The following is a 26,157-nucleotide window of genomic DNA, read 5'->3' as shown; positions in this document are numbered from 1 at the left end:
CGCGAACGGAGGTCGCATGGCCGATCCAGATCCGACCGTGTTCACCTCGGCATCCTTACCCGGCTCAATTGCACAGCGGCTGAGGCATTTGCAGGATCTGCCGGATGGTTTGGTCGAGCATCGGCAGGGCCAAATCGGTCAGGTGGTCGTTGCAAAGAGCGGGAGCGAGCTGTTTCTGGTGTTTTGCCCCAGCGGAGTTCCTCTGACCAACGACGCGCTCAGCGGAGTCATGTCGCGCATTGATCTGACAAACCCGCTGACTCTGACCGGTGGTTATACGCAGGCGATGCTGTTGTGCCTTGCTTTCGTGCCTCGGCCCGAGCGCGTCTATGTCATGGGCGGTGGCGGTGGGCGGGTGCCCACGGTTCTTCATGCGCTGCTCGATGATGTCATGATCACCGGCTCGGAGATTGATCGGGAAGTTCTTGACCTGTCATACCGGTATTTCGGTCTGAAAGACGGTCCGCGCCTGCGGATTTCCTGCGCCGACGGCAGCTTGCATTTGGCCGAACAGTTGGACGCGCAATTCGACCACATCTATCTGGATTGCTTCGCGGCGGACGGGCGTGTGCCGCAGTCCTTGTCCACGCCCGCGTTCTTTGAAATGTGCGCAAGCAAGCTAAGGCCCCGGGGCGTGGTCTGCATGAATCTCGTGGACAGCGACCCTCGGCTGTCTGAGCAGAAAGCGGACTTTCAGGCGGTTTTTGCAGATGCCTGCATGGTTGAAGTCGAGGGCACGCATGTTCTGTTCGGATGCAAAGAGGCGTGTGCCGATCCGGACAGTGTTTCGGCATCCGCGCGCGCGCTGCAAACGCGGATGCCGTTTGGGTTTGATTTGTCCGAATACGCAGATCGGCTTTGTATCTTATCCCAAGACGAAAGTTAGATCAGCCGCGACCGCGTTTCTCGAATCGAGGCAGCATGGCACTGAAATCCATACCATTCCCGTCTTCACCTTCGACGAATTGTTCATACAACGCCGTTGCGGCTTGCCCCATCGGAGTGTCCGCATCGGCGCTTTCGGCGGCTTGCTGGCTGAGGCGCAGGTCTTTCAGCATCAGCTCGGCGGCAAAACCGGGTTGGTAGCCGTTATCCGCAGGGCTGGTTGGGCCAACGCCGGGGGCGGGGCAATAGGCGTTCATGGTCCAGCTATAGCCGGAGGACGTGCTGACGACGTCGAACATTTTTTGACGGTCCAGCCCCAGCTTGTCAGCCAATGCAAAGGCTTCGCAAGTAGCGATCATGGTGACGCCGAGGATCATGTTGTTGCAGATCTTGGCCGCTTGACCGGCCCCGGCTTCGCCGCAGTGCACGGCCTTTTGCCCCATGATCTCGAACAGGGGGGCAGCTTTGGCAAAGGCGTCTTCGGATCCACCGGCCATGAAGGTCAGCGTGCCTGCCGAGGCGCCTCCGATCCCGCCCGAAACAGGAGCATCGACTGAGAGCAGCCCGGCTGCACTGGCCTGATCGGCGACCGCGCGAGCGCTGTCGACATCGACGGTTGAACAGTCGATCAGAGCGGCACCGGATTGCATATGGGGGATGATCTGATCGGCGACGGCGCGCAGGATGGCTCCGTTCGGCAGCATGGTGATGACGGCGTCCGCGTCCGCTACGGCCTCGGCAGCTGTCTCAACATTGGTGACACCGTCCACGCTGACCCCTGCGGTATCAAAACCGCGCACCGTGTGACCGGCTTTGGCCAGATTGGCCGCCATGGGCGCGCCCATATTGCCCAGCCCGATAAACCCGATTTGCATGACTTACTCCTCCTCGAATGTCAGGGCGTCTTTGCCCAGCGGCTGTAACATCTTTGACACCGCGACTGCTGGCACGGCCATATCCATATATTGCCAGCGGGGATTGCGGTCCTTGTCGATGATCTGAGCCCGGATGCCCTCCAGAAAATCACCATGTTGCATGGCGCGGAAGGTGAAACGGTATTCCATTTCCAGCGCCCGGCGCATGGTCAGAGACTCTCCCCGCAGGCGGTGCAGCATTTCCACCGTGCAGGCCGCCGACAGCGGCGCGTTCCGTTCCAGCTTGGCCTGCGCCTTCACCGCGAATTCGGAACCACTGCTCCGCAAGTTGGTGAGAATATCGCCGAGTGTCTCACCATCGAAGGTGCTGTCAATTTCGGGTTGCAGACCGGCAAGTTCACCGTTGGGCGGCGTGGCGGCATGTTCGCCAATCAGATCGGCGCTGCCGGACGCCTCCAGCATGTCGATCAGATCAGCCCATTGATCCTGCGGAATGAAATGATCGGCGAACCCGGCAAGGATCGCATCAGCGGGGCCCATGCGGTGCCCGGTGATGCCCAGAAACTCACCCAATCGACCGGGGGCCAGCGCCAACATCAGCGTGCCGCCGACATCGGGAACCAGCCCGATGGAGCATTCGGGCATCGCGATCTGAGAGCTTTCGCCGACAACCCGGTGGCTGCCGTGGCAGCCGATTCCGACGCCGCCGCCCATGGTGAAGCCTTGCAGGAAGCTGATGACAGGTTTGGGGTATTCGAAGATCAGGGCGTTCAGCCGGTATTCGTCGCGCCAGAATGTCTGACCATAGGCGAAGTCGCCCTGGACTCCGGTCTGGTAAAGTTCAGCAATGTCCCCTCCTGCGCAAAAGGCCTTGTCGCCTTCGGCGTCGAAGATGATCAGATCGACCGCATCATCCTCGCGCCAGTTGCGCAGGGCTGTGTCGATGGCCATGCACATATCATAGGTCAGCGCATTCAGCGCCTTGGGGCGGGTCAGGGTGATGCGCCCGGCGCGGCCGGTTGTGCGGATGTCGATGTCAGACATGTAACCTTTAGCCTTGTGCAATCATCTGGCGCGCGACGATCACGCGCATGATCTCGTTCGTGCCTTCCAATATCTGATGCACCCGCAGATCACGCACAAGCTTTTCGATGCCGTAATCGGCCAGATAGCCGTAGCCGCCGTGCAGTTGCAGGCACTGATCGACGACCTTCGATCCGGTCTCGGTCACGAATTTCTTGGCCATGGCGCAGAATTTGGTCGCATCCGGAGCGCCTTGATCCAGTTTCCAGGCCGCTTGGCGCAGAAAAGTGCGGGCGGCCTGCAGCTCGATCTCCATATCCGCCAGGCGGAATTGCAGGGCCTGGAACTGGTCGATGGATTGGCCAAAGGCTTTGCGTTCGGACATGTATTGCAGGGTCATGTCCAGCCCGGCCTGTGCCGCGCCCAAGGAACAAGAGGCGATGTTCAGACGCCCGCCATCCAGACCCTTCATGGCGTATTTGAACCCGTCGCCTTCAACGCCGACCAGATTGCCGGATGGAATTTTGCAGTCGTCGAACTGGACCTGCGCGGTGGGTTGGCTTTTCCAGCCCATCTTTTGTTCCAACGCACCAAAGCTGAGGCCGGGTGTTCCGTCTTCAACATAGACGGTCGAAATACCCTTTGGGCCGTCCTGACCGGTACGCACCATGCAAACATAGGCGTCCGAATATCCTCCGCCGGAAATAAAGGCCTTTGACCCGTTCAGCGTGTACCCTTCATTCGTGCGTTCGGCGCGGGTTTTCAGCGCGGCCGCGTCCGAGCCTGAGCCCGGTTCGGTCAGACAGTAGCTGAGCACTGTGTTCAGGCTCAGCACGCTTGGCATAACTTGGGATTTAAGGTCGTCGCTGGCGAAGCTGTCCAGCATCTTGGCGCACATGTTGTGGATCGACAGAAACGCCGCGACCGAGGGGCAGGCCATCGACAAGGCCTCGAAAACCAGTGTCGCGTCCAACCGGGTCAGGCCCGACCCGCCGCTGTCCTCGGACACGTATAGCGCACCGAATCCAAGTTCCCCGATCTTGGGCCACAAGTCCTTTGGAATGGTGCCGTCGCTTTCCCATTGGCGCGCGAATGGGGCGATGTTTTCCTGCCCAAACGCATGTGCCATATCGAAGATGGCTGTCTGTTCCTCGGTCAGCCCGAAATCCATGGCGTACCCTCCCGCAGGTAAAGAATTGAACGCTTGTTTATTTCGCAATCGTTACAGAAATTTTGCAAGATCAGCAATCGTTCGCGGGCTGCGCGGCGACTACGCGCCGCAGGGTCACAGATCGGCGTGAAACTCTTCGATCAAATGGCGAACGACCGCCTGACCGGGGTCCTCGCCTTTGGCAACAGCTTCGGCATGCGCGCGCCGTTGACGTGTGGCCGAGGTCCCGTTTTCGGCAATCTGCCGCAATCGCGCGAGTTCGGTCATGGTGCCCAGCGCCTCGGCATCTTCGGCCAGCATGCCCATAAGTTCGCCCATAAGTTCGGCCATCGGTTTGATCGAGCGATCCCCGAAATCGATCAGCCCTTCGCCAACCCCATAGCGCTGCGCGCGCCACCGGTTTTCACTGATCAGGAACCGATCATACTGACGCCACCGCAGGTTTCGCGCCTTTAGGCGGCACAGCATTCGGGTCAGGGCCTGCACCAGGGCCGCCAGCGACAGCGTATGTTCCAGCCGGGGTTGCACATCCATGATGCGGGTTTCCAGCGTCGGAAACCGGTGCGAGGGGCGCAGGTCCCACCAGATTTTTGAGGTATCCTCGATCACGCCCAATTCGACCAGAACGCCGGTGGTGCGCTCGTATTCGGACCAGCTGTTATAGTCAGGCGGCAGCCCAGTGCGCGGCAGGTTGTCGAAGACGGTCAGGCGGTAGGAGGACAGGCCCGTATCCTCTCCGTTCCAGAAGGGCGAGGATGTGGACAGCGCCAGAAGGTGAGGCAGAAAGTAGCAGAGCTGGGGCATCAGGTCAGCCCGCAGCGCCGGATCCTCGACCCCTACATGAACGTGCATTCCGCAGATCAGCATCCGTCGCGCAACACCACCCAATGCATGTTGCAGGGCATCGTAGCGTTCCTTCCGGGTGTGGTGCTGATCCTTCCAATTGGCGAACGGGTGGCAGGATACCGCAATCGGGCTGAGGTTATATGCGGCGGCGTGTTTCGACACACAAGATCGCAGCCGTTTCAGATCCTCACGCGCGCCTTTGATCGTGGTATGAGGGCGCGTGCCGACCTCGATCTGGCATTGGAGGAATTCGGGACTGACTTGACCTTCGAAATCGGCCTGGCAGGCTTCCATCAGGGCGGCGGGGGCTTCGGTCAGTTGCAGGCTGTCGCGGTCAACCAGCAGATACTCTTCTTCAATGCCCAGCGTGAAATCCTGCTGCATACGCGGACCTCCCTTTGTTTTACGACCTCAGTGAATACGGAAATCGGCGTTTTGCCAAGGGTTTGCCGTTCTGCCGCTTGCGAAGGCCCATGCCGGAAAGGTATGGAAATGCAGAAAGCCACCGAACCGGAGCGACGCGCGTGAAACTCAGAAAATTCCCGAAGATCAACGAAGCGCTTGATGAGTTGGGGGTGAAACTGATCGACAAGGCCGCCGAACAGGACGAACGCGCACGGCTTGAAGCGTTCGAGCGGGCAGGGGGGCTGACCAAACCGGCATATGCTCTGTCACCGGGGATGGAGGGGTTCGATATCGAGCCGCTGAAACAGGAGTTTGCGGAACACCGCGACGCCTTGGCCGCGTTGAAGGACCCAGCGCGCAATCAGACCGGTTATCGCCTCGGCAATGGCTACTATGACAGCCCTGACGCGGATGCGCTGTACCTGATGATCCGAAGGTTTCAGCCAAGACAGGTTATCGAGGTCGGCTGCGGAAATTCGACCCGCGTCACACGTCAGGCGATCATCGATGGTGGGTTGGAAACCAAGATCACGGCCATCGACCCATACCCCCGCGCGGATATTGCCCATGTGGTGGATGCATTCGAGCAGAAACGGCTGGAGGATGTGGACCCCGCGCTGTTCGACCAATTGGAGGCCGGAGATGTCCTGTTCATCGATTCCAGCCATGTTGTTCGGATGTCGAACGATGTCGCGCACCTGTTCTGCCGCATCATTCCCAGCCTGAAACCGGGTGTTGTCATCCACGTGCACGATGTTTTTTTGCCATATGAATATCCCAAGCGGTTCTTCTATGACTGCCCCGGTTGGGGTGAACAGTACTTGTTGCACGCTTTGCTGCAATCTGGTGCGTTTTCAATGCTTTGGCCGGGATACTACCTGCAACAGGAGCGTCCGGATGCCGTCGAAGCCTTGCCGTTTTTGAAAGAGGGTCGCGCCCAGAGTATCTGGGTTCAGATCAAGGAACAGTGATCTCAAAGTGATCCGGTGTGACAAAAGGCCCGTACCCCTTTCCATAACAAGCTGGAGAGGAGAAGACAGCCATGTTTCGTCGCACGTTTATGGGCGCTGCCGCCGCACTCGCATTTGCCATGCCGCTGAAGGCCCAGGCTGCTGACATTGTCGATACCGCGGTATCTGCCGGATCGTTCACCACCCTGGTCGCAGCCGTTCAGGCGGCTGGTCTGGTCGATACGCTGAAGGGCAATGGCCCGTTCACCGTGTTTGCGCCGACGGATGAGGCGTTTGCAGCATTGCCCGAGGGGACTGTCGAAAGCCTCTTGCTGCCCGAGAACAAGGATCAGCTGGTTGAAATCCTGACCTATCACGTGGTCCCGGCCAAGGTGATGTCAGGCGATATCGCTGGCAAGCGCGCGAAGGTTCTGACCGTGCAGGGCGACCGTCTGAGCGTGAATGCGCGCAACGGCGTGAAGGTCAACGGTGCCGAAGTCGTGCAGGCCGATATCGAGGCCAGCAATGGCGTGATCCATGTGGTCGACGCGGTGATCCTGCCGGAATAAGCGCCACGACCGCAGAAAACAAAAGCCCCGGTCCTGATGGCCGGGGCTTTTGTGTAACTGATGATCAGATCAGACCAGACGTACCTGCGTGCCGATCTGGACCAGCGGATACAGCTCTTCCACATGCTGGTTATACAGTCCGATGCAACCGGATGAGCTCTGACGACCGATTTTGCGCGTATCATGGGTGCCGTGCACCAGATAGGCGGGCCAGTCCAGATACATGGCGCGGGTGCCCAACGGGTTGCCCGGATCGCCGCCATCCATCCGGACAGGCAGCGAAGGATCGCGTTCCCGCATCGACGCGGTCGGTGTCCAACTTGGATTTTCGGCCTTGCGCACAACTTTGGTGTAACCGCGCTTGGTCAGTTCTTCGCTCATCGGTACAGAACTTGGGTACAGCTTATAGGTCCCGTCAGGACCCCAGTAATGTACGGCACGGCTGGTGATGTCGGCCAGCAGGCAGCCCGAGCCAAGCTCGTCAAAGTGATCCTGCCAGTTCTGCTGAGAGAACGAGGATACATTGCGGCGCACCGGCAACTGCGTGCTGATCGCGTCTTCGGTCTGCGGGAAGGCATCCGTGCTTTGCGCGCGTACAAGCGCGGGCGTTGCCAGAACGGACGCGACCCCCAAAAGGGCCGAGCGGCGGGTCATACGGGAATTGGACAAAACGGCCTCCGATATTTTTGAACTGCTCGATCAAAAAATTTGAGAGTAAATTATTTGTGCAGAATGCGAATTTCCAGCCTGTGAAACCTGAATTTATCGTGAAGGTGCGGGTTTTCTGGGGCATTGGCGAGTCTTTGCCACAAAAAACCCGGCCAAATGGGCCGGGCTTGAGGGTGTCATGGCTCAGATCAGTCCATGGCTTTGAAATTGAACTCGCCACCTTCCTTGATGCCCGACGGCCAGCGGGCCGTCACGGTCTTGGTGCGCGTGTAGAACTTGAAGCTGTCCGGTCCGTGCTGGTTCAGGTCCCCGAACATGGATTTCTTCCAGCCGCCAAAGGTGTGGTAGGCCAGCGGCACCGGGATGGGAACGTTGATGCCGATCATGCCGATGTTGACCCGGTTGGCAAAGTCACGCGCTGTGTCCCCGTCGCGGGTGAAGATCGCGGTGCCATTGCCATATTCGTGGTCCATCGCCAGCTTTAACGCCTCTTCATACGACTCTGCGCGCACGGTCGACAGGACGGGGCCAAAGATCTCTTGTTTGTAGATGTCCATATCGGGTGTCACATGGTCGAACAGGTGCGGCCCGACAAAGAAGCCGTCCTCATACCCCTGAAGGCTGAAATCGCGGTTGTCCACGACCAGCTTTGCGCCCTGTTCCACACCTGAGTTGATCAGGCCGAGAATACGTTCCTTTGACGCGGCGGTCACGACCGGACCCATGTCAACGTCATCGCCTGCGGTGTAGGGGCCGACCTTCAGCTTTTCGACGCGCGGCACCAGCTTTTCGATCAACGCGTCGGCGGTATCCTGACCCACGGGAACCGCAACCGAAACGGCCATGCACCGTTCACCCGCCGCGCCAAATCCTGCACCGACCAAGGCGTCGGCAGCCTGATCCAGATCCGCATCGGGCATCACGATCATATGGTTCTTGGCGCCGCCAAAGCACTGTGCGCGTTTCCCGTTCGCGGTGGCGCGGGAATAGATATACTGCGCGATCGGGGTCGAGCCCACAAATGACACACCTTGAATGATCTCGCTATCAAGGATGGTGTCGACCGCCTCCTTGTCGCCATTGACGACCTGGAAGACGCCTTTCGGCAGACCGGCCTCGACGAACAGTTCCGCCAGCATCAAGGGGACCGAGGGGTCACGTTCAGACGGCTTCAGAACCACGGCATTCCCGCAGGCCAGTGCCGGACCGACGTGCCACAAGGGCATCATGGCGGGAAAGTTGAAGGGCATGATCGACCCCACAACGCCCAGCGGCTGACGCATCGAATACATGTCGATGCCGGGGCCTGCGCTGTCGGTGAACTCTCCTTTCAGCATTTGCGGCGCGCCGATGCAGTATTCGATCACTTCCAATCCACGCTGCAGATCACCCTTGGCATCAGGAATGGTTTTGCCGTGCTCGCGGCTGAGCGCCTCGGCCAGCTTGTCCATGTCGCGGTTCATCAGATGCACCATCGCCATCATCACGCGCGCGCGCTTTTGCGGGTTGGTCGCGCCCCATGCGGGTTGGGCAATCGCGGCCTGTTCAATGGCGGCCGTCGTTTCAGCGGCGCTGGCCATCGGGCATTTGTATTGCACTTCGCCCGTTGCAGGGTTGAAGACGTCGTCAAACCGGCCTGACGTGCCGGCCACTTGCGCGCCATTCAGGAAATGGGTCAGGTCTTGCATTGATATCTCCTCCGAACGTTTGGGCGCAGGATAGGCTTGCAAAAATCACCCGAACAGAGGAAATGTTCGAAAAATACGCGCTGGGAAAAGCACGGAAGGCAAAGCATGGACCCAAATTGGGACGATATGAGGGTTTTCCTGGCCGTCGCGCGCGAGGAAAGCCTGTCTTCAGCGGGTCGTATCCTGAAAATCGATCCGGCCACGGTCGGTCGGCGCATTGCCCGGCTCGAGGCCACTTTGGACGCGCCGTTATTTACCAAATCGCAGCAGGGGTACATCCTGACGCGGGCAGGTCAACGCTTGCTGGATCACGGTCTGCAAGCCGAAGAGGCGATGCGTGCCGCCGCCGGTGCGGTGGTTGGCTCGACCAAATCGCTTAGCGGTCAGATCCGGATCGGGGCGCCGGATGGGTCGGCCAACTATCTGTTGCCGCAAGTCTGCGCCAAGATCAGCGATGCCAACCCGGATCTGGACATTCAGATCCTCGCCTTGCCCCGGATCATCAACCTATCCCGGCGCGAGGCCGATATGGCCGTTACCGTAAGTGCTCCGACGGCGGGAAAATTGCTGGTCAAGAAAATCAGCGACTATCGCCTGCACATGGTCGCCGCGCAGGATTATCTGGATCGTCATGATCCGATCCGCAAGGTTGGCGATCTGAAAGGGCACCGTCTGATCGGGTATATCCCGGACATGATTTTTGACCGGGAACTGGATTATCTGAATGACATCGGCGTTGACCGTGTCGCGCTTGCATCGAATTCGGTCTCGGTTCAGTTGCGGCAGGTGTCGTTGGGTACCGGGGTCTGTGTCGCGCATGATTTCACCCTGCCGTTCCATCCGAACCTGAGGAAAATCCTGACGGACCAAGTACATTTGACCCGCAGTTTCTATCTGGTCCGGCATCAGGGCGATCAGCGCAATGAACGCCTGAACCGCTTTGCCGAGGCGCTGACGCAGGGCATCCGTGAAGAAGTGACGCGGCTGGAAGCCGCCGCCGAAGCTTGACAGGTTGTCCTAATCGCGCAACGCTTTGGAATAAGTTTATTATTCCGGAGGTGTTCTTAATGCTCGTTCAGGCCATTCTGAAGTCCAAGGCCGCAGAAGGCGTGGTCACGGTTCAACCTTCAGCGACGGTCTCTGAGGCGTCAAAAATCCTGGCGGAGAAACGGATCGGGACCGTTGTCGTATCCGAAGACGGTGGGCAGACGGCGGTGGGCATTCTGTCCGAACGCGATATCGTCCGCGAACTGGCTGCCAGCGGCAGCGGGTGCCTGAATCAGCCGGTGAGCTCCTACATGACCGCAGACCTGGTTACGACCACGCGGCAGGCAACGGTGCAGGACATCATGTCACGCATGACCGAAGGGCGCTTTCGCCACATGCCGGTCGTAGAAGAAGGCAAGCTGGTCGGCATTGTTACCCTTGGCGATGTCGTCAAGGCGCAACTGGCGGAACTGGCGATGGAAAAGGACGCCCTTCAGGGCATGATCATGGGCCATTGACTTGGTCGGGGGCGTTTCCACCCCTTGCACCTGCGTCAAAGTTATGTTTGCTAGCGCAGAAATAATGTTGCGCAGGAGATCCTGATGCGGGTTGGATTGTATCCGGGAACCTTTGACCCGATTACCCTGGGTCATATTGATATCATCCGTCGGGCCTCTGCGCTGGTGGACAAGCTGGTGATCGGCGTTGCGATCAACCGCGACAAAGGGCCGTTGTTCTCACTGGAAGAACGTGTCGCCATGATCGAGGCGGAATGCGCGCATCTGACCGAACAGACCGGCACCGAGATCGTTGCTCATCCCTTTGAAAATCTGCTGATCGATTGCGCCCGCGATGTGGGCGCCCAGATCATCGTGCGCGGTCTGCGGGCTGTGGCCGACTTTGAGTATGAATTCCAGATGGTCGGCATGAACCGTGCCCTCGACGATTCAATCGAGACCGTGTTTCTGATGGCCGAGGCGCGGCACCAGGCCATCGCCTCGAAACTGGTCAAAGAAATCGCGCGGCTAAACGGGGATGTGTCGAAATTCGTCACACCCAGCGTCCACGCGGCCTTGCGCGACCGCTTAGGCTAGGGCACCCATCGCGGCGGCTGTGTCCAGCATCCGGTTCGAGAAACCCCATTCATTGTCATACCACGCCAGCACCCGCACAAGGGTGCCGTCGGTGACCTTGGTTTCGGCCAGCGACACGGTCGAGCTGTGGGAATCATGATTGAAATCGACCGAGATCAAGGGCCGGTTTTCCGCAGCCAGTACGCCGGGAATTTTCGCAGCAGCATCGACGAACAGCGCGTTGACCTCATCCTCGGTCGTCGGGCGCGATACCTCAGCCACCAGATCGACAACCGAGACGTTGGGGGTAGGAACCCGGATCGCCTGACCGGTCAGCTTTCCGGCAAGTTGCGGCAGCACAAGCCCGACCGCAGCAGCCGCGCCGGTGGTTGTCGGGATCATCGACAAGGCGGCAGCGCGCGACAGGTAAGGGTCTTTGCCCGCCGTATCATGCACCGGCTGGCTGGCCGTATAGGCGTGAACGGTGGTCATGTTACCATGCACAATGCCAAGCCCCGCATCCAGCGCCGCGGCAACAGGTGACAAGCAGTTGGTGGTGCAGGACGCGTTCGAGACGATGATGTCGTCTGCGGTCAGTTCGCTGTCGTTGACACCGAAGACCACGGTTTTGACCCCACCATCGCCACGCGCGGGGGCCGAGATCAGCACTTTCTTCGATCCGTTCTTCAGATGACGCTCAGCGGCTTCACGCGTCCGGAAGACGCCGGTGCATTCCAGCACGACATCGACGTCCGACCAATCCAGCGCTTCGGGATCGCGTTCACTGGTCAGACGGATGGGGCCCGCGCCGACGTCAAGACCTGCGTCGCTTAGGGTGACTGTGTTGGGGTAACGGCCATGCACGCTGTCAAATTCGAACAGATGCGCGTTCATTTCGGGTTTCGCCAGATCGTTGATCGCCACGATCTGCACATCCGTGCGGCCCGATTCCATGACCGCCCGTAGCACTCCGCGCCCGATCCGTCCAAAGCCGTTGATTGCCAGTTTGAGTGTCATGTCGCGCTCCGTTTCATTCGTCAGAGAGTCCCGAATTGGGCTTGGTTAGCGCTAACAATTCCAGATTGGCGCGAATGTCAAGAAAAACCTCCGTCAGCGCCAGAAAGCGACCCAGTCCAGGAAGGCGTAAAGCTTCTTGCTGAGGAACACCAAATGCTCGGGTCCGAACAGCGCATAGTCCAGCACGATCGCGCCGAGGATAAGCAATCCGAGCCAGATGGCGAGTTGATTTGTCATTCTGTCCCCGAACGAAAACACCCGCCCAGATAACCTGAGCGGGTGCAAAGCTACAAGCGAAGTCCGAAGGGTCAGTTAAGACGACCCATTGCAACGGCAACGTCTGCCATGCGGACCGAAAAGCCCCATTCGTTGTCATACCAGGCCAGCACGCGGACCATGCGGTTGTCGACAACACGGGTCTGGTCGGGTGCGAAGATCGAGCTTTCTTCGGTGTGGTTGAAGTCGGTCGAGACCAGCGGCGCGGGCTCGTACCCCAGAACGCGCTGCATCGGGCCTTTGGCGGCTTCTTCGACGATGGCGTTGACCTCTTCGACGGTCACATCGCGCGAGGCGCGAAAGCTCAGATCAACGGCCGAGACATTCGGTGTCGGCACGCGGATGGCCGAGCCGTCCAGACGACCCTTGAGGTTGGGCAGCACTTCACCCAGCGCTGCGGCGGCACCGGTCGAGGTTGGAATCATCGACATCGCGGCAGCGCGGGCGCGATACAGATCGCTATGGCGGCGGTCCAGGGTCGGCTGGTCGCCGGTATAGGCGTGGATCGTGGTCATGATGCCATGTTCGATGCCGACACCTTCATCCAGAACCTTGGCAAGCGGGGCAAGGCAGTTCGTGGTGCACGAGCCGTTCGACACCATGTTGTCATTCGCGGTCAGGGTGTTGTGGTTGACACCAAACACGATGGTCTTGTCGACATTCTTGCCCGGTGCGGACAGCAGAACCTTGCCGGCGCCACGCTCAAGGTGCGTTTTCGCCTTGATGCCGTCATTGAACTTGCCGGTGCATTCCAGAACGACATCGCAGCCTTCCCAGTCCAGCTCGTTCATGTCGTAGGTCGAGAACATCTGCATCGGGCCGCGACCCAGATCCATGGTGTTTCCGTCAATCGATACATCGCGCGGGAAACGGCCATGAATGCTGTCATACTTCAACAGATGCGCCGAAGTCTCCAGCGGGCCGGTTGCGTTGACCTTGATCACTTCGATGTCGTTGCGGCCAGAGGCGGCGATATGCGACAGGGTACAGCGGCCAATGCGGCCAAAACCATTGATGCCGACCTTAATGGTCATGAGATGTCTCCAGATGCGCTTGCGTTGCTGGCCATATAGCGGCGAAATTGGAATCTCAAAAGGGCAAAAGCGGCATATTTTTAAGGTGTTAGCGCAAACCTCACGCGATTGCGCTAACGCTTGCGCTAGCTGTGAGATCGGGTAGGGTCGCGGTGCGACAGGTGACAGGAAAGGATGCGCAATGAGCGGTCTGTTGGCCCTTTTGGACGACGTGGCGGGGATTGCCAAGGTGGCTGCGGCCTCGGTCGATGATGTGGTAGCAGCGGCCGGTAAGGCCGGGGCCAAGACGGCGGGCGTGATCATCGACGACGCGGCGGTGACGCCGAAATACGTTCAGGGTTTCGCACCTGCGCGCGAGTTGCCGATCATCTGGCGCATTGCACGCGGGTCGTTCTTCAACAAGCTTATCCTGCTTTTGCCAGTCGCGCTGTTGTTGGCGAATTTCGCGCCGTGGCTGATCACTCCGCTACTGATGCTTGGCGGGTCTTATTTATGTTTCGAAGGGGCCGAGAAGATCTTTCACGCCCTGTTCCCTCATGGCAGCCACGCCATCGAAGAAGACATGAGCGTGCGCGATCCCGGCCACCTTGAAGAACAAAAGGTCAAGGGCGCGATCAAGACCGACTTTGTCCTGTCGGCTGAGATCATGACGATTGCACTGGCGGCGATTGAGGCCCCGAATATCTGGATGCAGGCGGCGACTCTGGCAGTAGTGGGCATCGGCGTGACCGTGGCCGTTTACGGATCGGTCGCATTGATCGTGAAGATGGACGATGTCGGGCTGTTTCTGGCGCAGAACGCGCCAACGCCGATTGGGCGTGGGACAGGCCGGGGTCTGGTCAAGGCCATGCCGGTGGTCATGAAAATTCTGTCCATCGTCGGCACGGCGGCGATGTTGTGGGTCGGCGGATCGATTGTCATCCACGGGATGGAGGTTCTGGGCTTTGGCTGGCTTGGTCATCATATTCACGATTGGGCTTATGCGCTTGGTCATATGGCATCCGGCCAGTGGGTCGGTGTGATTGAGTGGGTGTCCAAGGCGACTATGGACGGCGTGTTCGGTCTGGCCTGGGGCTTTGTTCTGATCCCGGTCGCGACCAAGGTTGTCGGTCCGATGATGGGCGCTTTCAGCGGATCAGCCGAGAAGCACTGAAGCAGAATACGAATGTGACGTTGGGTTGTGATGGTGATGTGTTGTCAGGCGGCTAGTGTCGGGTGAGACACAGAAGAATTGGAACCCTCATGCCCAATCAGTCTTTGATCGATGTTCTTGAGGCGCGGGTCGCCAAAGACAACGGCCTGAGTTTCACTGTGCCCCAGAACTGGATGCAGGGCCGCACGACCTTTGGCGGGTTTTCCTCGGCCCTGATGCTGTCAACTGTCCACGCACATCATAAGGGCCTGCCGCCTTTGCGATCCGCTCTGATCAATTTCACAGCCCCGATTGGCGCTGCGCCCACGATCAGTACCGAGGTTTTGCGCCAGGGCCGCAATGTGACAATCATCAGCGCCCGCGCCGAGATTGAAGGGCAGGTGGCGGCAACCGCCACTTTCTCGTTCGGTCATGCGCAGGACAGCCATGTTGCATTTGACCACCCCGCAAAACCCGCCCCGGACCCCGAAGCCTGTGATCCCTATTTCCCGCCGGGCTTGCCGCGTCCGCCAATTCCGTTCCTTGAGAATTTCGATGTCAAACGGGTGGAAGGCTCTTTGCCGTTTTCGGGTGCGGAACACGGGTACTTGCGTTTATGGGCGCGGCACCGTGACCCGCGAATGTGGGATCGGATGGAAGGGCTGATCTCGGTCGCGGATCTGCCACCGCCTGCGATCTATCCGACCTTGAAGAAACCCGGCCCGAATTCATCAATGAACTGGATTTTCAACGTGTTGTCCGAGGATGTTCACACTCGCGATGGCTGGTGGCTGCTGGAACATCAACTGACGGCAGGGCGCGACGGTTATAGCTCGCAGGTCATGCGGGTGTGGAATACCGACGGCGATCTGATCGTGGACGGGATGCAGTCGGTTATCATCTTCGTCTGACAAAAAAGCCCCGGCGCTGGCCGGGGCTTTTGGGTTGAGCGCTTGGGTTTAGCCCAGCAATTCCTTGACCTTGGCGACGGTCGCTTCGGCGGTGATGCCGAAATGCTTGTAAAGCTCACCCGCAGGGGCCGATGCGCCAAAGCTAGACATGCCGATGAAGCCCGCTTTGGCTTCGCGGCCACGCTCGCCCAGCAGCCAGCGATCCCAGCCACCGGCGCGAACGGCGGCCTCGATCCCGACGCGCACGGCACCGGCGGGCAGAACGCGCTTGCGATAAGCTTCGTCCTGCTGCGCGAACAGCTCCATGCAGGGCATCGAGACGACGCGGGTGCCGATGCCTTCGGCTTCGAGCATCGCTTTGACGTCCATCGCCAGCGAAACCTCGGACCCGGTGGCAATCAGGATGGCCTGACGTTTGCCTTCGGCCTCGGCCAGAACATAAGCGCCTTGCGCCGTCAGGTTCTTGGTCTTGTGATCCTTGCGCACGGTCGGTACGCCCTGACGGGTCAGTGACAGGACCGAGGGGCTGTCCTTGAAGGTCAGCGCCAGTTCCCATGCCTCAGCCGTTTCAACTGTATCGGCGGGGCGGAACACATAGGTGTTCGGCGTCGCGCGCGAGATTGCCAGATGCTCGACCGGCTGGTGGGTCGGGCCGTCTTCGCCCAGACCGATCGAGTCATGGGTCATCACAAAAACCGACGGGATCTTCATCAGTGCCGCCAGACGCATGGACGGGCGGGCATAGTCGGTAAACGCCATAAACGTACCGCCATAGGGGCGGATGCCGCCATGCAGCGCCATGCCGTTCATCGCGGCGGCCATACCGTGTTCACGGATACCGTAATGGATGTAACGACCCTTACGGTTTTCCGGCAGGAACACACCCATATCGGCTGATTTAGTGTTGTTCGAACCGGTCAGGTCAGCCGAGCCGCCAACGGTTTCGGTCATGATCGGGTTCACGACGTTCAGAACCTTTTCAGACGAGGCGCGGGTGGCCAGCTTGGGCTGATCTTCCGACACCTGCTTTTTGAACGCACGGATTGCGCTGGCCAGTTTCTTGGGGGCCTCAAACGCGTAGGCACGGTTGAATTCGGCCTGTTTGCGTTCGGACAGTTGCGCAAAACGTTCTTCCCATGCGGCACGTTCAGCAGCACCGCGCGAGCCGATGGCCTCCCAAGCGGATTTGACATTCGCGGGGATTTCGAACGCATCATGCGGCCAGCCATAGCCGTCTTTGGCGGCTTTCAACTGATCCTGATCGGTCAGCGCGCCGTGGCCTTTCGACGTGTCCTGCGCCGCGTGACCCAGCGCGATATGGCTTTCACATGCGATCATGGTCGGCTTGCTGGATTTCTTCGCGTCCACGATAGCGGCATCGATGGCCTTGGGGTCGTGGCCGTCGATCTCGATCACATGCCAGCCCGAGGCTGCGAAACGGCGCACCTGATCGGTGCGGTCTGCAATGTCGACGGTGCCGTCGATGGTGATGTTGTTGTTGTCCCAGAAGACGATCAGCTTGCTGAGTTCGTGACGGCCCGCCAGGGTGATCGCCTCTTGGCTGACACCCTCCATCAGGCAACCGTCGCCTGCGATCACGTAAGTATAGTGATCGACAACCTTCTTGCCGTAATGGGCGCGCTGAATTTCCTCGGCCATGGCAAAGCCAACCGCGTTCGAAATACCCTGACCCAGCGGGCCGGTGGTGGTTTCAACGCCATCGATCAGGAAGTTTTCCGGGTGACCGGCGGTTTTCGCGCCCAGCTGCCGGAAATTCTTGATCTCGTCCAGTGTGACGTCGGCATGACCCGTAAGATACAGCAGCGAATAGACCAGCATCGAGCCATGGCCTGCCGATAGGATGAACCGATCACGGTCGGGCCAGCTGGGGTTTGCGGCGTCGAATTTCAGGTGCTTTTCGAACAGCACGGTCGCAACATCGGCCATGCCCATCGGCATGCCGGAATGGCCGGAATTGGCGGCGGCGACGGCGTCCAGGGTCAGGGTGCGGATGGCCGCAGCTTTGTCCCAGTGTTCGGGGTTGGCATTGCGCAGCGCAGTCAGGTCCACGGGCGTTGTTCCTTTGGATTTGAAGCAGATTGCGCGCTCAATAGCATCCACCCCTCAAAGTGCAAGCAGAACCGCGTGTCACAAAGACCAGGCGCTTCAAGAGAGCAGTCCAAGTTGTTGAAACCAAACAGTGGGTATTTCCCGCCGCATTCCGCTAAACTACTTGCAGGCGGGGGATGACGTTGATTCGGGTCACCCTGCAACAGAACGAACCTTGATAAAGAGGTGACAGGGGCATGAGCCAGATCGAGGAATTACAGCATCGCATTATTGCAGCGATGGAGCGCATTGGCGCGGGCGTCGACGCCTTGCAGGACGCAGCCCCCGGCAGTGGCGACGCGGATGAAGGGTTGAAGGCCGAGCTTGAGGATGAACGCGTCGCGAACGCTCAGCTACAGGAACGGCTGAAGTCCCTGAAAGAACGGCATGAACAGGAAGTCGACGGGCTGCGCGCAGAATTGGATCAGGCCCGCGGGGCCTCGGGCGATGGGTCCGAAACCGAGACACTGCGCGAACAACTGGCCGAGGCGACTGCAAAGCTGGCATCGGTCGAAGCGGCCCGTGCGGAATTGGCCGACGCCAAGGCCGCGTTGGAAAACTCGGAAGAACTGGACACACTGAAGGCCGAGAATGAACAGCTGAAAGCCGAGCTTGAGGAGCTTGATGATACCGCGCCCTTGCAGGCCGAGTTGGAACAGCTTCAGGCGCTTGTGGCGCAGGCCAAGCAGATTGAGGCGGAAAACAGCCGGTTGCGGGCGGAACTTGCCGATACGGAACGTGTTGGCGACCTGAGCGCCGAGCTTGAGATGTTGCGCGCCGAACGGGCCAGCCATGGGGCAGCGATGTCTCGGCTGGATGATGATCTGCAACGGATGCGCAAAGCCAACGAACAACTTCGCGGCTCGGTAGATGAGTTGCGGGCCGCAGCGGAACAAGGCGTGACAGATGCCGAACTTCTGAACCGGGCGACGATCGCGGAATTGGAGGCGACGCGCGCAGCGCAGGCAACCGATGCGGCTGAGGCCCACGCGGTTCTGGCGCGGCTGGAGCCGTTGCTGAACCAGGCGAAACTTGCGGAAGGTGAGGTGGAATAATGCCCGAGGTTACCATTCATATCGGCGGGCGCGGATTCGATGTGTCCTGTCAGGACGGGGAAGAGGTGTTTCTGCAATCCGCCGCAAAGATGCTGGATGATGAGGCTCAGGTCCTGTCGGATCAGATCGGCCGGATGCCGGAATCCCGGATGCTGTTGATGGCGGGTCTGATGCTGGCCGACAAAACGGCTGCGACCGAGGATAAGGTCAAGGCGCTGGAAGCCAAACTGGCCGAGGCCGAAACCGAGCTGAACACCCTGCGCAACGCCCCTGCGCCCGAGCCGGAACGGGTCGAGGTTGCGGTGGTTCCGCCTTCGGTGACCGATACGCTGGCCGAATTGGCGGCACGGGCCGAAGCCATTGCCTCGGTCGTTGAGGAGAAGAAATCCCAATGAACAAGCTATGTGTTCTGGCCGGTGGCGCACTGGTCGCGATGTCTGCTTCGGCAGCGTTGGCCGAGATCGACATTCTGTCTGTGACCTTCGCCTGCGAAAACGGTGTGCCGCTGCCGGTCACCTATTTCAACGCTGCTGACGGGACGGGTGCGGCGGCGACTATTGTGGACAACACCCTTGTTGCGTTGCGTCAGGTCGAAAGCGGTTCGGGCATCCGCTACGAATCCGTCGACACGGAAGGCACCTATGTTCTGCGCTCGAAAGGGTGGGACGCGTCCATCAGCTATCTGGCGGCAAGCGATGCCGCCAGCGAGCAGGTGATCTATCAGAATTGCTCCAGCCGCTAAGGCTGGATCACGCGTTTGCTTCGCGGATTTTGTCTGCGGCTTCCTTGTTGTAGCCAACGCCGTTTTCGTCAAACAACGTGTCCAGTTCACCCGACAAGGTCATCTCGGTTACGATGTCGCAGCCGCCGACAAACTCACCTTTGACATATAGCTGCGGCACGGTCGGCCAGTCCGAGTAGTCCTTGATGCCCTGACGCACCGCGTCATCGGCCAGAACGTTCACGTCGGCATAGTCGACGCCCATATAGTTAAGCACGCCAGCCACACGGGATGAGAAGCCACATTGTGGCATCTCTTTGGTGCCTTTCATATACAGAACCACGTCATTGGCTTTGACGGTTTCATCGATCTGGGTTTTCACATCGGTCATTTCGCGTTTCCTTGTGGTCTTCCCTTTAGGGAATGCATTGGGATCTCTGTTTTCTGCGGAAAACCAAGAGCTATTCTGGGACTTTCGTGGTCAGCGCCAGCGCGTGCAACTCTCCGTCCGGGCCGTCCATCTTGCCTTTCAAGGCCGCGTAAACGGCGCGTTGCTGCTGAACGCGGTTTTTGCCGCGAAAGCTTTCGTCCACGACCATGGCGGACATATGCACGCCATCGCTGCCGCCAACCTGAATTTCCGCGTTGGGAAAGCTCTCGCGCAGCAGGGTTTCAATTTCGTGGGCGCTCATCGGCATGTAGATTTACTCCTGAAAGTCTTTCCCAAGATGTAGAGCGATGGGGCGGGGCGTGCAAGATGGCACGCGCGGACAAAACCGGCAAATCCTGCGCTCGGTTGCGCGCGCAGGATGTCCGTATTTGGGACGAGAAGAAGCCTGTAGGTCAGGCAACAGCCGCCGCAAAGCTGGTGCGGAACGTGTCTTGCAAATCCGCCAGCGATGCCTCGGACGCGCCGATCTTGACGCTGTCGCCGGTGAAACGACCGACCGAGACCAGCGGTACACCGGCCTGACCGGCGGCGATCATCAGCGCCTCGGCCTGATCAAAGTTGCAGGCGACCAGATAGCGGGCCTGATCCTCGCCGAACAGGAACTCGGTCGGGGCTTCGTCGAGTTGGACGCCTACGCCAGCTGCCTCGGCCAGTTCGAACGCGGCCAGCGCCAGGCCGCCATCGCCCAGATCGGTGCAGGCCTTGATCATCTCGCGGTTGGCGCGGATGAAATCACCGTTGCGTTTCTCAGCGTCCAGATCGACATGCGGGGCGTCGCCGTCTTCGCGATTGAACACTTCGGCCAGCAGGGCGGATTGGCCAAGATGGCCATTTGTCTCGCCGATGATCAGGGCAACATGGCCCTCGCGAACCTCATTGCCGATGATTTCATCGGAATGGTTCAGCAGACCCACGGCACCGATGGTCGGGGTGGGCAGGATCGCCTGACCGTCGGTCTCGTTATAAAGCGACACGTTGCCGGACACGATGGGCATGTCCAGCGCGCCGACGGCGGCGCCGATGCCCTGAATGGCACCAACGAACTGACCCATGATCTCGGGCTTTTCGGGGTTGCCGAAGTTCAGGTTGTCGGTGGTGGCCAGCGGTTTGGCCCCGACGGCAGTCAGGTTGCGATAGGCCTCGGCCACCGCCTGTTTGCCGCCTTCGACCGGGTTGGCCCGCACGTAGCGCGGCGTCACGTCGCTGGTGAAGGCCAGCACCTTGTCAGTGCCGTGGACGCGGACCATGCCTGCGCCCAGGCCGGGTGTGCGGGCGCTGTCGGCCATGACCATGGTGTCGTATTGTTCATAAACCCATTGCTTGCCCGCGTAGTTGGGCGAGGCGAGCAGGGCGCGCAGACCGTCAATGGGATCGATCTGCGGTACATCCTCCAGCGGTGCGGCCTCGGGGGTTGGCTCCCATGGGCGGTCGTATTCCGGCGCGGTCGAGGACAGTTTGGACAGGACCAGATCGGCTTTGACCTCACCATTATGCATGATCAGAAAGCGGTCTTCGGCAATGGTCTCGCCAACGATGGCAAAATCCAGATCCCATTTCTCGAACACGGCGCGGGCCTCGGCCTCAAGCTCGGGCTTCAGCACCATCAGCATGCGTTCCTGAGATTCCGACAGCATCATCTCGTACGCTGTCATGTTCTCTTCGCGCTGGGGGACGTTTTCCAGATCAAGGCGCACGCCCAGACCGCCCTTGTCGCCCATTTCCACGGCAGAACAGGTCAGACCCGCCGCGCCCATATCCTGGATCGAGATCACGGCACCGGTCTGCATCAGCTCCAGCGTCGCCTCCATCAGGCGCTTTTCGGTGAAGGGGTCGCCGACCTGAACGGTGGGGCGCTTTTCTTCGATAGTGTCGTCGAATTCGGCCGAGGCCATGGTCGCACCGCCAACGCCGTCACGGCCGGTTTTCGCACCCAGATAGACGACCGGCATCCCGACGCCCGATGCGGCCGAGTAGAAAATCTTGTCGCTGTCGGCCAGACCGGCGGCAAATGCGTTCACAAGGCAGTTGCCGTTATAGGCGGGATGGAACCGCACTTCGCCGCCGACGCAAGGCACGCCGAAACAGTTGCCATAGCCGCCGATGCCTTCAACCACGCCGTTCACCAGTTGACGGGTCTTGTGGTGGCCGGGCTCACCAAACGACAGCGCGTTCATCGAGGCGATGGGACGCGCACCCATGGTAAAGACGTCACGCAGGATGCCACCCACGCCAGTGGCCGCACCCTGATAGGGTTCGATATACGAGGGGTGGTTGTGGCTTTCCATCTTGAAGACCACGGCTTGTCCGTCGCCAATATCGACTACACCGGCGTTTTCGCCCGGACCGCAGATCACCTGAGGGCCAGAGGTCGGCAGGGTGCGCAGCCATTTTTTGGACGACTTGTAGGAACAGTGCTCGTTCCACATGGCCGAGAAGATGCCCAATTCGGTGAAGGAAGGCTCGCGCCCGATGATCTCGAGGATCATGTCGTATTCCTCGGGCTTGAGCCCGTGTGCGGCAATCAGATCGGGTGTGATAGCGGGCTCTTGCATCGTCTGTCCTGTGTCCAAGTGGGCCGAGATTGCGCGCCTTTTAGGGCAAGGGGCGGCCTGTGGAAAGGGCCAAGTCAGCGCAGGGCGGTTATGGCAAAGAAAAACGGAACCGACGGTAGGGGCGGTTCCGTGTTCTTTCCTTGCAATTCAGCGGCCAGCCATCAACAGAATGAGGGCTGGCTGCGTATCGTTACGCGGGGTTTTGCGCCTTGTTGGCGGCATCCGCCGCTGCTGCACCTACGGCTGCCTTTTGTTCATCCGTCAGGTTCTCGGCCTCATCCAGACCCGGGATCGCAACACGCACTTCGCGGCGGGCAAAGTCGATGCCGTTTTCCTTGAACGACGCCTTGACCCGATTGAAGATTTCCTTGCGCAGGGTGAATTGTTTGCCCGGCTTGGCCATGAACTTGCCGCGGATGATCATGCCGACATCGTCAAAGTCGAACACACCCTGCGACTTGAAGGGCTGCAGGAAGCCATCCTTGTGAGTCTCGTCCTCCATCATCTCGGCACCGATCTTCTTGAAGATCTTCTTGACCTTGTTGGGGTCGGTGTCGAAAGGCACGGTGAATTTCAGCTTCATGATGACCCAGTCGCGGCTGTAATTGGTCAGCTTCTGAATCTCACCGTAAGGAATGGTGTGCACCGGCCCGCGATGGTGGCGCAGTTGCATCGACCGGATCGAGATCTTCTCGACCGTGCCGGTGGTGCCGCCCACATCGACATATTCGCCCACGCGGAAGGCATCGTCGATCAGGAAGAAGATCCCGCCCACAATGTCCGAGACCAGTTTTTGCGCGCCGAAACCGATGGCCAGACCAAGGATACCGGCACCCGCCAGCAACGGCGTGATATCGAGACCCAAGGCCCCCAGCGCCAGCAGAAGGAAGATCACCGCAATCGCGACCTGAGCCGTGACGCGCAGCAGCGGCAGAACCGTCGCCAGACGCGATCCGCCCGAACCGCCGCCTTCGCCAGCCTCTTCATCGGGGCTTTGATCGGCGGTCATCTCTTTCGCCAGGCGACGGTTGATCCAAAGCGAGACGACCTCGTTCAGGATGTAGCCGACCGCGATGATGATGAAGAACTGGATCAGCCGGCTGCCTTCTTCCTGCGCGCCGCCTGCGATTTCCTGCAGGTTCAGGTTCCAGGCTTTGGCGATCATCAGGATCACAAGGATACCGGCCAGAACGCGACCAATGCGGATATAGCTGCGTTTGGTCGATCTGTAGGCCTGCTCGGCCACCGGGCCTTCGCCCAGCATTGGCGGTTGCAGGTGACGCACCAGACCCCGGATTAACGTATCCAGCGCAGGCGCGATCAGCAGCCAGAACATCGTGGCGAAATGCGCGCCCTGAACCAGAAGCGCAAGCGACGACGGATCGCGCTGAGCCACCAGAAACTCGACCAATAGCCAGATCGCCGCCGAGACACCGATCGCGAAGTAGGGATAGTAGTGCGCCACTTCCTCGTCGAATTTTGTGTGGTCCGGGTCGGTGCCCAGCATCATCTGCGACAGGCCCTCACGCGCTTTCCACGCGATGACGCCGATATAGATGTGAATCCCCGCGTTCAGCCAGAAACCAATGCGCGTCTCGCCGCTGGTGATCCCGTTCAGCCGGTTGAAGTGCAACAGGAACAGCGTGAAGCCGATCAAGATCAGCAGGCCAATCAGGTTACGATGCAGGTATTTCGCCCAGTGATCGTCAATATTGACCAAACGGTAATGCGGTTTTTTGGGTGCGAGAATGAAACGCGAGGCGGCTGCACCCAGTCGCGGAACCCAGATCAGATAGAACACGAAAGGCGCGGCATAGGTGATTTGTTCTGCAGACAAAAGGCCGCGACCGACCGCGCGGATCACCACATAGAACACCACAAGCCCGGCGATTTCTCGGCAGAAACGACCAAACAGGTAGCGGACGGCGCCCCATAGATCGCCTTCTTCTTCAACCTCAGCCTGTACATGCCAACGACGCGTCAGCAGCTCAAACAGCTTTTCCGCGATGAAGCCCACGACCAGAACACTCAGGACCAACCCCATAAGTGTAAGCGCTCCGCTGGCTCCAAAAGTTCCCGTGAAATTCGAAACCGCCTCGACCTGGGCATGGAAGATGTTCGGCACAGTCATGATGACCTGCGTCCACGACGTCACCATTTCGGTCCAGATTTCGTTGAGTTCCGTGATCGGATCATCAACTTCTTCCGCCTCTGCCGCGTTTTTCTCGGCAACGGCATCCAGACGCTCCAACAGGATCGACCTGACCTGATCGTCCGACATGCGGGCCACCAGACCATCTACCTGTTCCGGGGTCAGGTCCTCGGGGATGGTCACTGTGGCATGTGCGTCCGATGACGACGTTGTGGCGATTTGCGCATGCAATGGCGCGGTCATCAGCACAAATGACAAAAGCGCCGCCAAAAGGCGTAGGGGGTGGAACATTGATTTGTCCTCGATCGCGAAAAATTTAGTTGTTTTTCGGGATCATAGGCACAAGCCGCCAGATTTCCCAGCAGTTTCACCGCCCTGACAACCCGTGAAACCAAAAAAAAGGCCGAGCACTAAGCTCGGCCATAGTCCAACAGGGAGGTATGAAGATGATGAGCGTTTCAGCATCACCGCCTTCGAGTGCTCATTTAGGGATCAGTTTGTTAACGTTCAAGGAGTTTCAGACTGTGCATTGGACAACCCTGATATGCCCTGCGCGCATATCTATAGTTTACCCAATTTCTTCAACTGCTTGCGTTGTTCAATGATTTCGGCCTGAACAAAATCGCGGAACGCTGCAACGCGTTTAGAGTGCCGCAATTCCTCGGGGTAGGCCAGATAAACCGGAACATCGGCGGTTTCGATATCGGAAAGGACCGGGACCAGATGCGGGAAATCCTGCGTGACATAATCGGGTAGAACGCCAATGCCCAGATTGTGCAGCACGGCCTGCAGGACGCCGAAGTAGTTGTTCACCGTCAGCAGCGACCCCGGATTATAGGTCATCAAATGGCGTACCATTGACGCGCTTGCCCCGACCTGAGGCGCTGCGGGGGTTTGGCAGATCAGGCGATGATCCTTGATCTCGTCCAGCGACTTCAGGTTGCCGCCATGCGTTTCGATGTACTCCTGCGTGGCATACAGCGTCATCTGTACAGTCATCAGCCGCTTGCGCACCAGATCGGCCTGGCTGGGTTCTTTCATGCGGATGGCAACGTCGGCCTCACGCATGGGCAGGTCCAGAACGCGTTCTTCCAGCATCAGGTCGATGTTCAGATCGGGGTATTGCTCGTAGAGCTTTGGCAGGCGCGGGGCCAGCCACAGGGTACCAAAGCCGAAGGTCGTGGTAACACGCAGGACGCCGAACACCTCATCCTCGCTGTCGCGGATGCGGGCAGCTGCAGCGTCGAGGCGTTTGGACATGGCCGAGGTCGCATCGAACAACAACTCACCCTGTTCGGTCAGGATCAGGCCACGGGCGTGACGGTGAAACAGGGTCGCATCGAGTGATTCTTCCAGCGCGCGGATCTGACGGCTCACGGCGGATTGAGACAAATTGAGCTTGTCCCCCGCATGGGTCAGGCTGCCTGCATCTGCAACCGCGTGAAATATCCTAAGCTTATCCCAATCCATCGCCGCAACTTTCGTTATCCTCGGGAAGGCCTATATGAAATAGGTAACAAGTTCCACAAACAAACGGTGAAATCGTTAGGTTTCAGTGGATAAACTCTATACAGGTCAGCATTTGTGACCTAATATGCGAGAATAT

The 26,157-nt window shown here is 59.3% G+C and carries 26 protein-coding genes; 11 read left to right on the top strand and 15 right to left on the bottom strand.

The features are described from left to right. Positions 1-16: 16 nt before the first annotated feature. The gene (locus ACR0MO_RS04050; RefSeq protein WP_170621748.1) at positions 17-886 is read left to right on the top strand and encodes a fused MFS/spermidine synthase; all 870 of its coding nucleotides are present in this window, start codon (positions 17-19) and stop codon (positions 884-886) included. 1 nt (position 887) lies between these two features. Here ACR0MO_RS04050 and mmsB read toward each other — a convergent pair whose 3' ends face one another. The 4 genes from mmsB to ACR0MO_RS04030 all read right to left on the bottom strand — a co-directional run bounded on the left by mmsB (position 888) and on the right by ACR0MO_RS04030 (position 5,184). Then, on the bottom strand, positions 888-1,760 hold the full coding sequence (gene mmsB, locus ACR0MO_RS04045; protein ID WP_170450924.1) for a 3-hydroxyisobutyrate dehydrogenase: 873 nt from the start codon (positions 1,758-1,760) through the stop codon (positions 888-890). 3 nt (positions 1,761-1,763) lie between these two features. Beyond that, a complete protein-coding gene (locus tag ACR0MO_RS04040) occupies positions 1,764-2,804 on the bottom strand; it encodes an enoyl-CoA hydratase/isomerase family protein (RefSeq protein WP_170450922.1) in 1,041 nt (346 codons plus the stop codon). A 7-nt stretch (positions 2,805-2,811) separates the two neighbouring features. Beyond that, positions 2,812-3,954 (bottom strand): acyl-CoA dehydrogenase family protein, encoded by a 1,143-nt coding sequence (locus tag ACR0MO_RS04035; protein ID WP_480889816.1) that lies wholly within the window; start codon positions 3,952-3,954, stop codon positions 2,812-2,814. Positions 3,955-4,068: 114 nt separating this feature from the next. Next, entirely contained in the window at positions 4,069-5,184 is a 1,116-nt protein-coding gene (locus ACR0MO_RS04030) for a carboxylate-amine ligase (protein ID WP_170734676.1), read from the bottom strand. 140 nt (positions 5,185-5,324) lie between these two features. Between ACR0MO_RS04030 and ACR0MO_RS04025 the strand changes: the two genes are divergently transcribed. Both ACR0MO_RS04025 and ACR0MO_RS04020 read left to right on the top strand, forming a co-directional pair. Continuing rightward, entirely contained in the window at positions 5,325-6,176 is an 852-nt protein-coding gene (locus ACR0MO_RS04025; RefSeq protein WP_480889814.1) for a class I SAM-dependent methyltransferase, read from the top strand. A 71-nt stretch (positions 6,177-6,247) separates the two neighbouring features. After that, on the top strand, positions 6,248-6,724 hold the full coding sequence (locus ACR0MO_RS04020; RefSeq protein ID WP_170450914.1) for a fasciclin domain-containing protein: 477 nt from the start codon (positions 6,248-6,250) through the stop codon (positions 6,722-6,724). 69 nt (positions 6,725-6,793) lie between these two features. On the opposite strand, the gene ACR0MO_RS04015 is transcribed toward ACR0MO_RS04020, so the two are convergent. Further along, positions 6,794-7,378, bottom strand: coding sequence for a L,D-transpeptidase (locus ACR0MO_RS04015; protein WP_170453041.1), 585 nt, complete (start codon positions 7,376-7,378; stop codon positions 6,794-6,796). A 203-nt stretch (positions 7,379-7,581) separates the two neighbouring features. Continuing rightward, positions 7,582-9,081 (bottom strand): CoA-acylating methylmalonate-semialdehyde dehydrogenase, encoded by a 1,500-nt coding sequence (locus ACR0MO_RS04010; RefSeq protein ID WP_170450912.1) that lies wholly within the window; start codon positions 9,079-9,081, stop codon positions 7,582-7,584. A gap of 105 nt (positions 9,082-9,186) precedes the next feature. On the opposite strand from ACR0MO_RS04010, the gene ACR0MO_RS04005 reads away from it, so the two are divergent. From ACR0MO_RS04005 to coaD, 3 genes are all read left to right on the top strand, one after another. Then, positions 9,187-10,089 (top strand): LysR family transcriptional regulator, encoded by a 903-nt coding sequence (locus tag ACR0MO_RS04005; RefSeq protein ID WP_170621753.1) that lies wholly within the window; start codon positions 9,187-9,189, stop codon positions 10,087-10,089. Between the two features lie 59 nt (positions 10,090-10,148). Next, entirely contained in the window at positions 10,149-10,586 is a 438-nt protein-coding gene (locus ACR0MO_RS04000; RefSeq protein ID WP_170621754.1) for a CBS domain-containing protein, read from the top strand. An 84-nt stretch (positions 10,587-10,670) separates the two neighbouring features. Continuing rightward, positions 10,671-11,162 carry a pantetheine-phosphate adenylyltransferase gene (gene coaD, locus ACR0MO_RS03995; RefSeq protein ID WP_170450906.1) on the top strand — a complete coding sequence of 164 codons (492 nt, stop codon included), beginning with the start codon at positions 10,671-10,673 and terminating at the stop codon, positions 11,160-11,162. Here the strand turns inward: coaD and gap (ACR0MO_RS03990) are convergent. From gap (ACR0MO_RS03990) to gap (ACR0MO_RS03980), 3 genes are all read right to left on the bottom strand, one after another. Then, positions 11,154-12,158 carry a type I glyceraldehyde-3-phosphate dehydrogenase gene (gene gap / locus ACR0MO_RS03990; RefSeq protein WP_170450904.1) on the bottom strand — a complete coding sequence of 335 codons (1,005 nt, stop codon included), beginning with the start codon at positions 12,156-12,158 and terminating at the stop codon, positions 11,154-11,156. The genes coaD and gap (ACR0MO_RS03990) overlap by 9 nt on opposite strands. Before the next feature lie 93 nt (positions 12,159-12,251). Next, entirely contained in the window at positions 12,252-12,395 is a 144-nt protein-coding gene (locus ACR0MO_RS03985) for a hypothetical protein (RefSeq protein WP_170450902.1), read from the bottom strand. Positions 12,396-12,466: 71 nt separating this feature from the next. After that, on the bottom strand, positions 12,467-13,468 hold the full coding sequence (gap, locus tag ACR0MO_RS03980; protein WP_170450900.1) for a type I glyceraldehyde-3-phosphate dehydrogenase: 1,002 nt from the start codon (positions 13,466-13,468) through the stop codon (positions 12,467-12,469). A 181-nt stretch (positions 13,469-13,649) separates the two neighbouring features. On the opposite strand from gap (ACR0MO_RS03980), the gene ACR0MO_RS03975 reads away from it, so the two are divergent. Together ACR0MO_RS03975 and ACR0MO_RS03970 are read left to right on the top strand one after the other, a co-directional pair. Further along, the gene (locus tag ACR0MO_RS03975) at positions 13,650-14,621 is read left to right on the top strand and encodes a DUF808 domain-containing protein (RefSeq protein WP_480889811.1); all 972 of its coding nucleotides are present in this window, start codon (positions 13,650-13,652) and stop codon (positions 14,619-14,621) included. A gap of 89 nt (positions 14,622-14,710) precedes the next feature. Continuing rightward, positions 14,711-15,511, top strand: coding sequence for a thioesterase family protein (locus tag ACR0MO_RS03970; protein WP_480889808.1), 801 nt, complete (start codon positions 14,711-14,713; stop codon positions 15,509-15,511). Between the two features lie 48 nt (positions 15,512-15,559). Here ACR0MO_RS03970 and tkt read toward each other — a convergent pair whose 3' ends face one another. Beyond that, on the bottom strand, positions 15,560-17,581 hold the full coding sequence (gene tkt, locus ACR0MO_RS03965) for a transketolase (protein WP_170450894.1): 2,022 nt from the start codon (positions 17,579-17,581) through the stop codon (positions 15,560-15,562). A gap of 236 nt (positions 17,582-17,817) precedes the next feature. On the opposite strand from tkt, the gene ACR0MO_RS03960 reads away from it, so the two are divergent. From ACR0MO_RS03960 to ACR0MO_RS03950, 3 genes are read left to right on the top strand one after another with little or no spacing between them, the layout of a single operon-like run. Further along, complete coding sequence (locus ACR0MO_RS03960) at positions 17,818-18,675, top strand: coiled-coil domain-containing protein (RefSeq protein ID WP_170621758.1); 858 nt, start codon at positions 17,818-17,820, stop codon at positions 18,673-18,675. Beyond that, positions 18,675-19,070, top strand: a complete 396-nt coding sequence (locus tag ACR0MO_RS03955; protein ID WP_170621759.1) for a cell division protein ZapA — start codon at positions 18,675-18,677, stop codon at positions 19,068-19,070. The genes ACR0MO_RS03960 and ACR0MO_RS03955 overlap by 1 nt, the downstream gene beginning before the upstream one ends. Further along, a complete protein-coding gene (locus ACR0MO_RS03950; RefSeq protein ID WP_170621760.1) occupies positions 19,067-19,417 on the top strand; it encodes an MliC family protein in 351 nt (116 codons plus the stop codon). The genes ACR0MO_RS03955 and ACR0MO_RS03950 overlap by 4 nt, the downstream gene beginning before the upstream one ends. A gap of 7 nt (positions 19,418-19,424) precedes the next feature. Here ACR0MO_RS03950 and grxD read toward each other — a convergent pair whose 3' ends face one another. The 5 genes from grxD to ACR0MO_RS03925 all read right to left on the bottom strand — a co-directional run bounded on the left by grxD (position 19,425) and on the right by ACR0MO_RS03925 (position 26,021). Further along, entirely contained in the window at positions 19,425-19,787 is a 363-nt protein-coding gene (gene grxD / locus ACR0MO_RS03945) for a Grx4 family monothiol glutaredoxin (protein WP_170450887.1), read from the bottom strand. A gap of 70 nt (positions 19,788-19,857) precedes the next feature. Next, the gene (locus tag ACR0MO_RS03940) at positions 19,858-20,094 is read right to left on the bottom strand and encodes a BolA/IbaG family iron-sulfur metabolism protein (RefSeq protein WP_039530494.1); all 237 of its coding nucleotides are present in this window, start codon (positions 20,092-20,094) and stop codon (positions 19,858-19,860) included. Between the two features lie 145 nt (positions 20,095-20,239). Beyond that, positions 20,240-22,399 carry a phosphoribosylformylglycinamidine synthase subunit PurL gene (gene purL / locus ACR0MO_RS03935; RefSeq protein WP_480872788.1) on the bottom strand — a complete coding sequence of 720 codons (2,160 nt, stop codon included), beginning with the start codon at positions 22,397-22,399 and terminating at the stop codon, positions 20,240-20,242. Positions 22,400-22,589: 190 nt separating this feature from the next. Beyond that, positions 22,590-24,842, bottom strand: a complete 2,253-nt coding sequence (locus ACR0MO_RS03930; RefSeq protein ID WP_480889805.1) for a mechanosensitive ion channel family protein — start codon at positions 24,840-24,842, stop codon at positions 22,590-22,592. Positions 24,843-25,112: 270 nt separating this feature from the next. Then, entirely contained in the window at positions 25,113-26,021 is a 909-nt protein-coding gene (locus ACR0MO_RS03925; RefSeq protein ID WP_170450880.1) for a LysR family transcriptional regulator, read from the bottom strand. Positions 26,022-26,157 lie beyond the last annotated feature (136 nt).

The organism is Ruegeria sp. K5, assembly GCF_056531805.1.
This window is presented reverse-complemented; position numbering and strand designations above follow the sequence as displayed.

What these genes read in the sequence shown, in the direction of transcription:
- gap (WP_170450904.1), bottom strand. Translation starts at nt 12,158, where the DNA reads ATGACACTCAAACTGGCAATCAACGGCTTTGGACGGATCGGGCGCGGA.
- grxD (WP_170450887.1), bottom strand. Translation starts at nt 19,787, where the DNA reads ATGACCGATGTGAAAACCCAGATCGATGAAACCGTCAAAGCCAATGAC.
- gap (WP_170450900.1), bottom strand. Translation starts at nt 13,468, where the DNA reads ATGACCATTAAGGTCGGCATCAATGGTTTTGGCCGCATTGGCCGCTGT.
- ACR0MO_RS03950 (WP_170621760.1), top strand. Translation starts at nt 19,067, where the DNA reads ATGAACAAGCTATGTGTTCTGGCCGGTGGCGCACTGGTCGCGATGTCT.
- ACR0MO_RS03970 (WP_480889808.1), top strand. Translation starts at nt 14,711, where the DNA reads ATGCCCAATCAGTCTTTGATCGATGTTCTTGAGGCGCGGGTCGCCAAA.
- ACR0MO_RS04005 (WP_170621753.1), top strand. Translation starts at nt 9,187, where the DNA reads ATGGACCCAAATTGGGACGATATGAGGGTTTTCCTGGCCGTCGCGCGC.
- coaD (WP_170450906.1), top strand. Translation starts at nt 10,671, where the DNA reads ATGCGGGTTGGATTGTATCCGGGAACCTTTGACCCGATTACCCTGGGT.
- ACR0MO_RS03940 (WP_039530494.1), bottom strand. Translation starts at nt 20,094, where the DNA reads ATGCCGATGAGCGCCCACGAAATTGAAACCCTGCTGCGCGAGAGCTTT.
- purL (WP_480872788.1), bottom strand. Translation starts at nt 22,399, where the DNA reads ATGCAAGAGCCCGCTATCACACCCGATCTGATTGCCGCACACGGGCTC.
- ACR0MO_RS04000 (WP_170621754.1), top strand. Translation starts at nt 10,149, where the DNA reads ATGCTCGTTCAGGCCATTCTGAAGTCCAAGGCCGCAGAAGGCGTGGTC.
- ACR0MO_RS04050 (WP_170621748.1), top strand. Translation starts at nt 17, where the DNA reads ATGGCCGATCCAGATCCGACCGTGTTCACCTCGGCATCCTTACCCGGC.
- ACR0MO_RS03925 (WP_170450880.1), bottom strand. Translation starts at nt 26,021, where the DNA reads ATGGATTGGGATAAGCTTAGGATATTTCACGCGGTTGCAGATGCAGGC.
- ACR0MO_RS03960 (WP_170621758.1), top strand. Translation starts at nt 17,818, where the DNA reads ATGAGCCAGATCGAGGAATTACAGCATCGCATTATTGCAGCGATGGAG.
- ACR0MO_RS03985 (WP_170450902.1), bottom strand. Translation starts at nt 12,395, where the DNA reads ATGACAAATCAACTCGCCATCTGGCTCGGATTGCTTATCCTCGGCGCG.
- ACR0MO_RS04010 (WP_170450912.1), bottom strand. Translation starts at nt 9,081, where the DNA reads ATGCAAGACCTGACCCATTTCCTGAATGGCGCGCAAGTGGCCGGCACG.
- ACR0MO_RS03955 (WP_170621759.1), top strand. Translation starts at nt 18,675, where the DNA reads ATGCCCGAGGTTACCATTCATATCGGCGGGCGCGGATTCGATGTGTCC.
- mmsB (WP_170450924.1), bottom strand. Translation starts at nt 1,760, where the DNA reads ATGCAAATCGGGTTTATCGGGCTGGGCAATATGGGCGCGCCCATGGCG.
- ACR0MO_RS04030 (WP_170734676.1), bottom strand. Translation starts at nt 5,184, where the DNA reads ATGCAGCAGGATTTCACGCTGGGCATTGAAGAAGAGTATCTGCTGGTT.
- ACR0MO_RS04020 (WP_170450914.1), top strand. Translation starts at nt 6,248, where the DNA reads ATGTTTCGTCGCACGTTTATGGGCGCTGCCGCCGCACTCGCATTTGCC.
- ACR0MO_RS03975 (WP_480889811.1), top strand. Translation starts at nt 13,650, where the DNA reads ATGAGCGGTCTGTTGGCCCTTTTGGACGACGTGGCGGGGATTGCCAAG.
- ACR0MO_RS04035 (WP_480889816.1), bottom strand. Translation starts at nt 3,954, where the DNA reads ATGGATTTCGGGCTGACCGAGGAACAGACAGCCATCTTCGATATGGCA.
- ACR0MO_RS04015 (WP_170453041.1), bottom strand. Translation starts at nt 7,378, where the DNA reads ATGACCCGCCGCTCGGCCCTTTTGGGGGTCGCGTCCGTTCTGGCAACG.
- ACR0MO_RS03930 (WP_480889805.1), bottom strand. Translation starts at nt 24,842, where the DNA reads ATGTTCCACCCCCTACGCCTTTTGGCGGCGCTTTTGTCATTTGTGCTG.
- ACR0MO_RS04040 (WP_170450922.1), bottom strand. Translation starts at nt 2,804, where the DNA reads ATGTCTGACATCGACATCCGCACAACCGGCCGCGCCGGGCGCATCACC.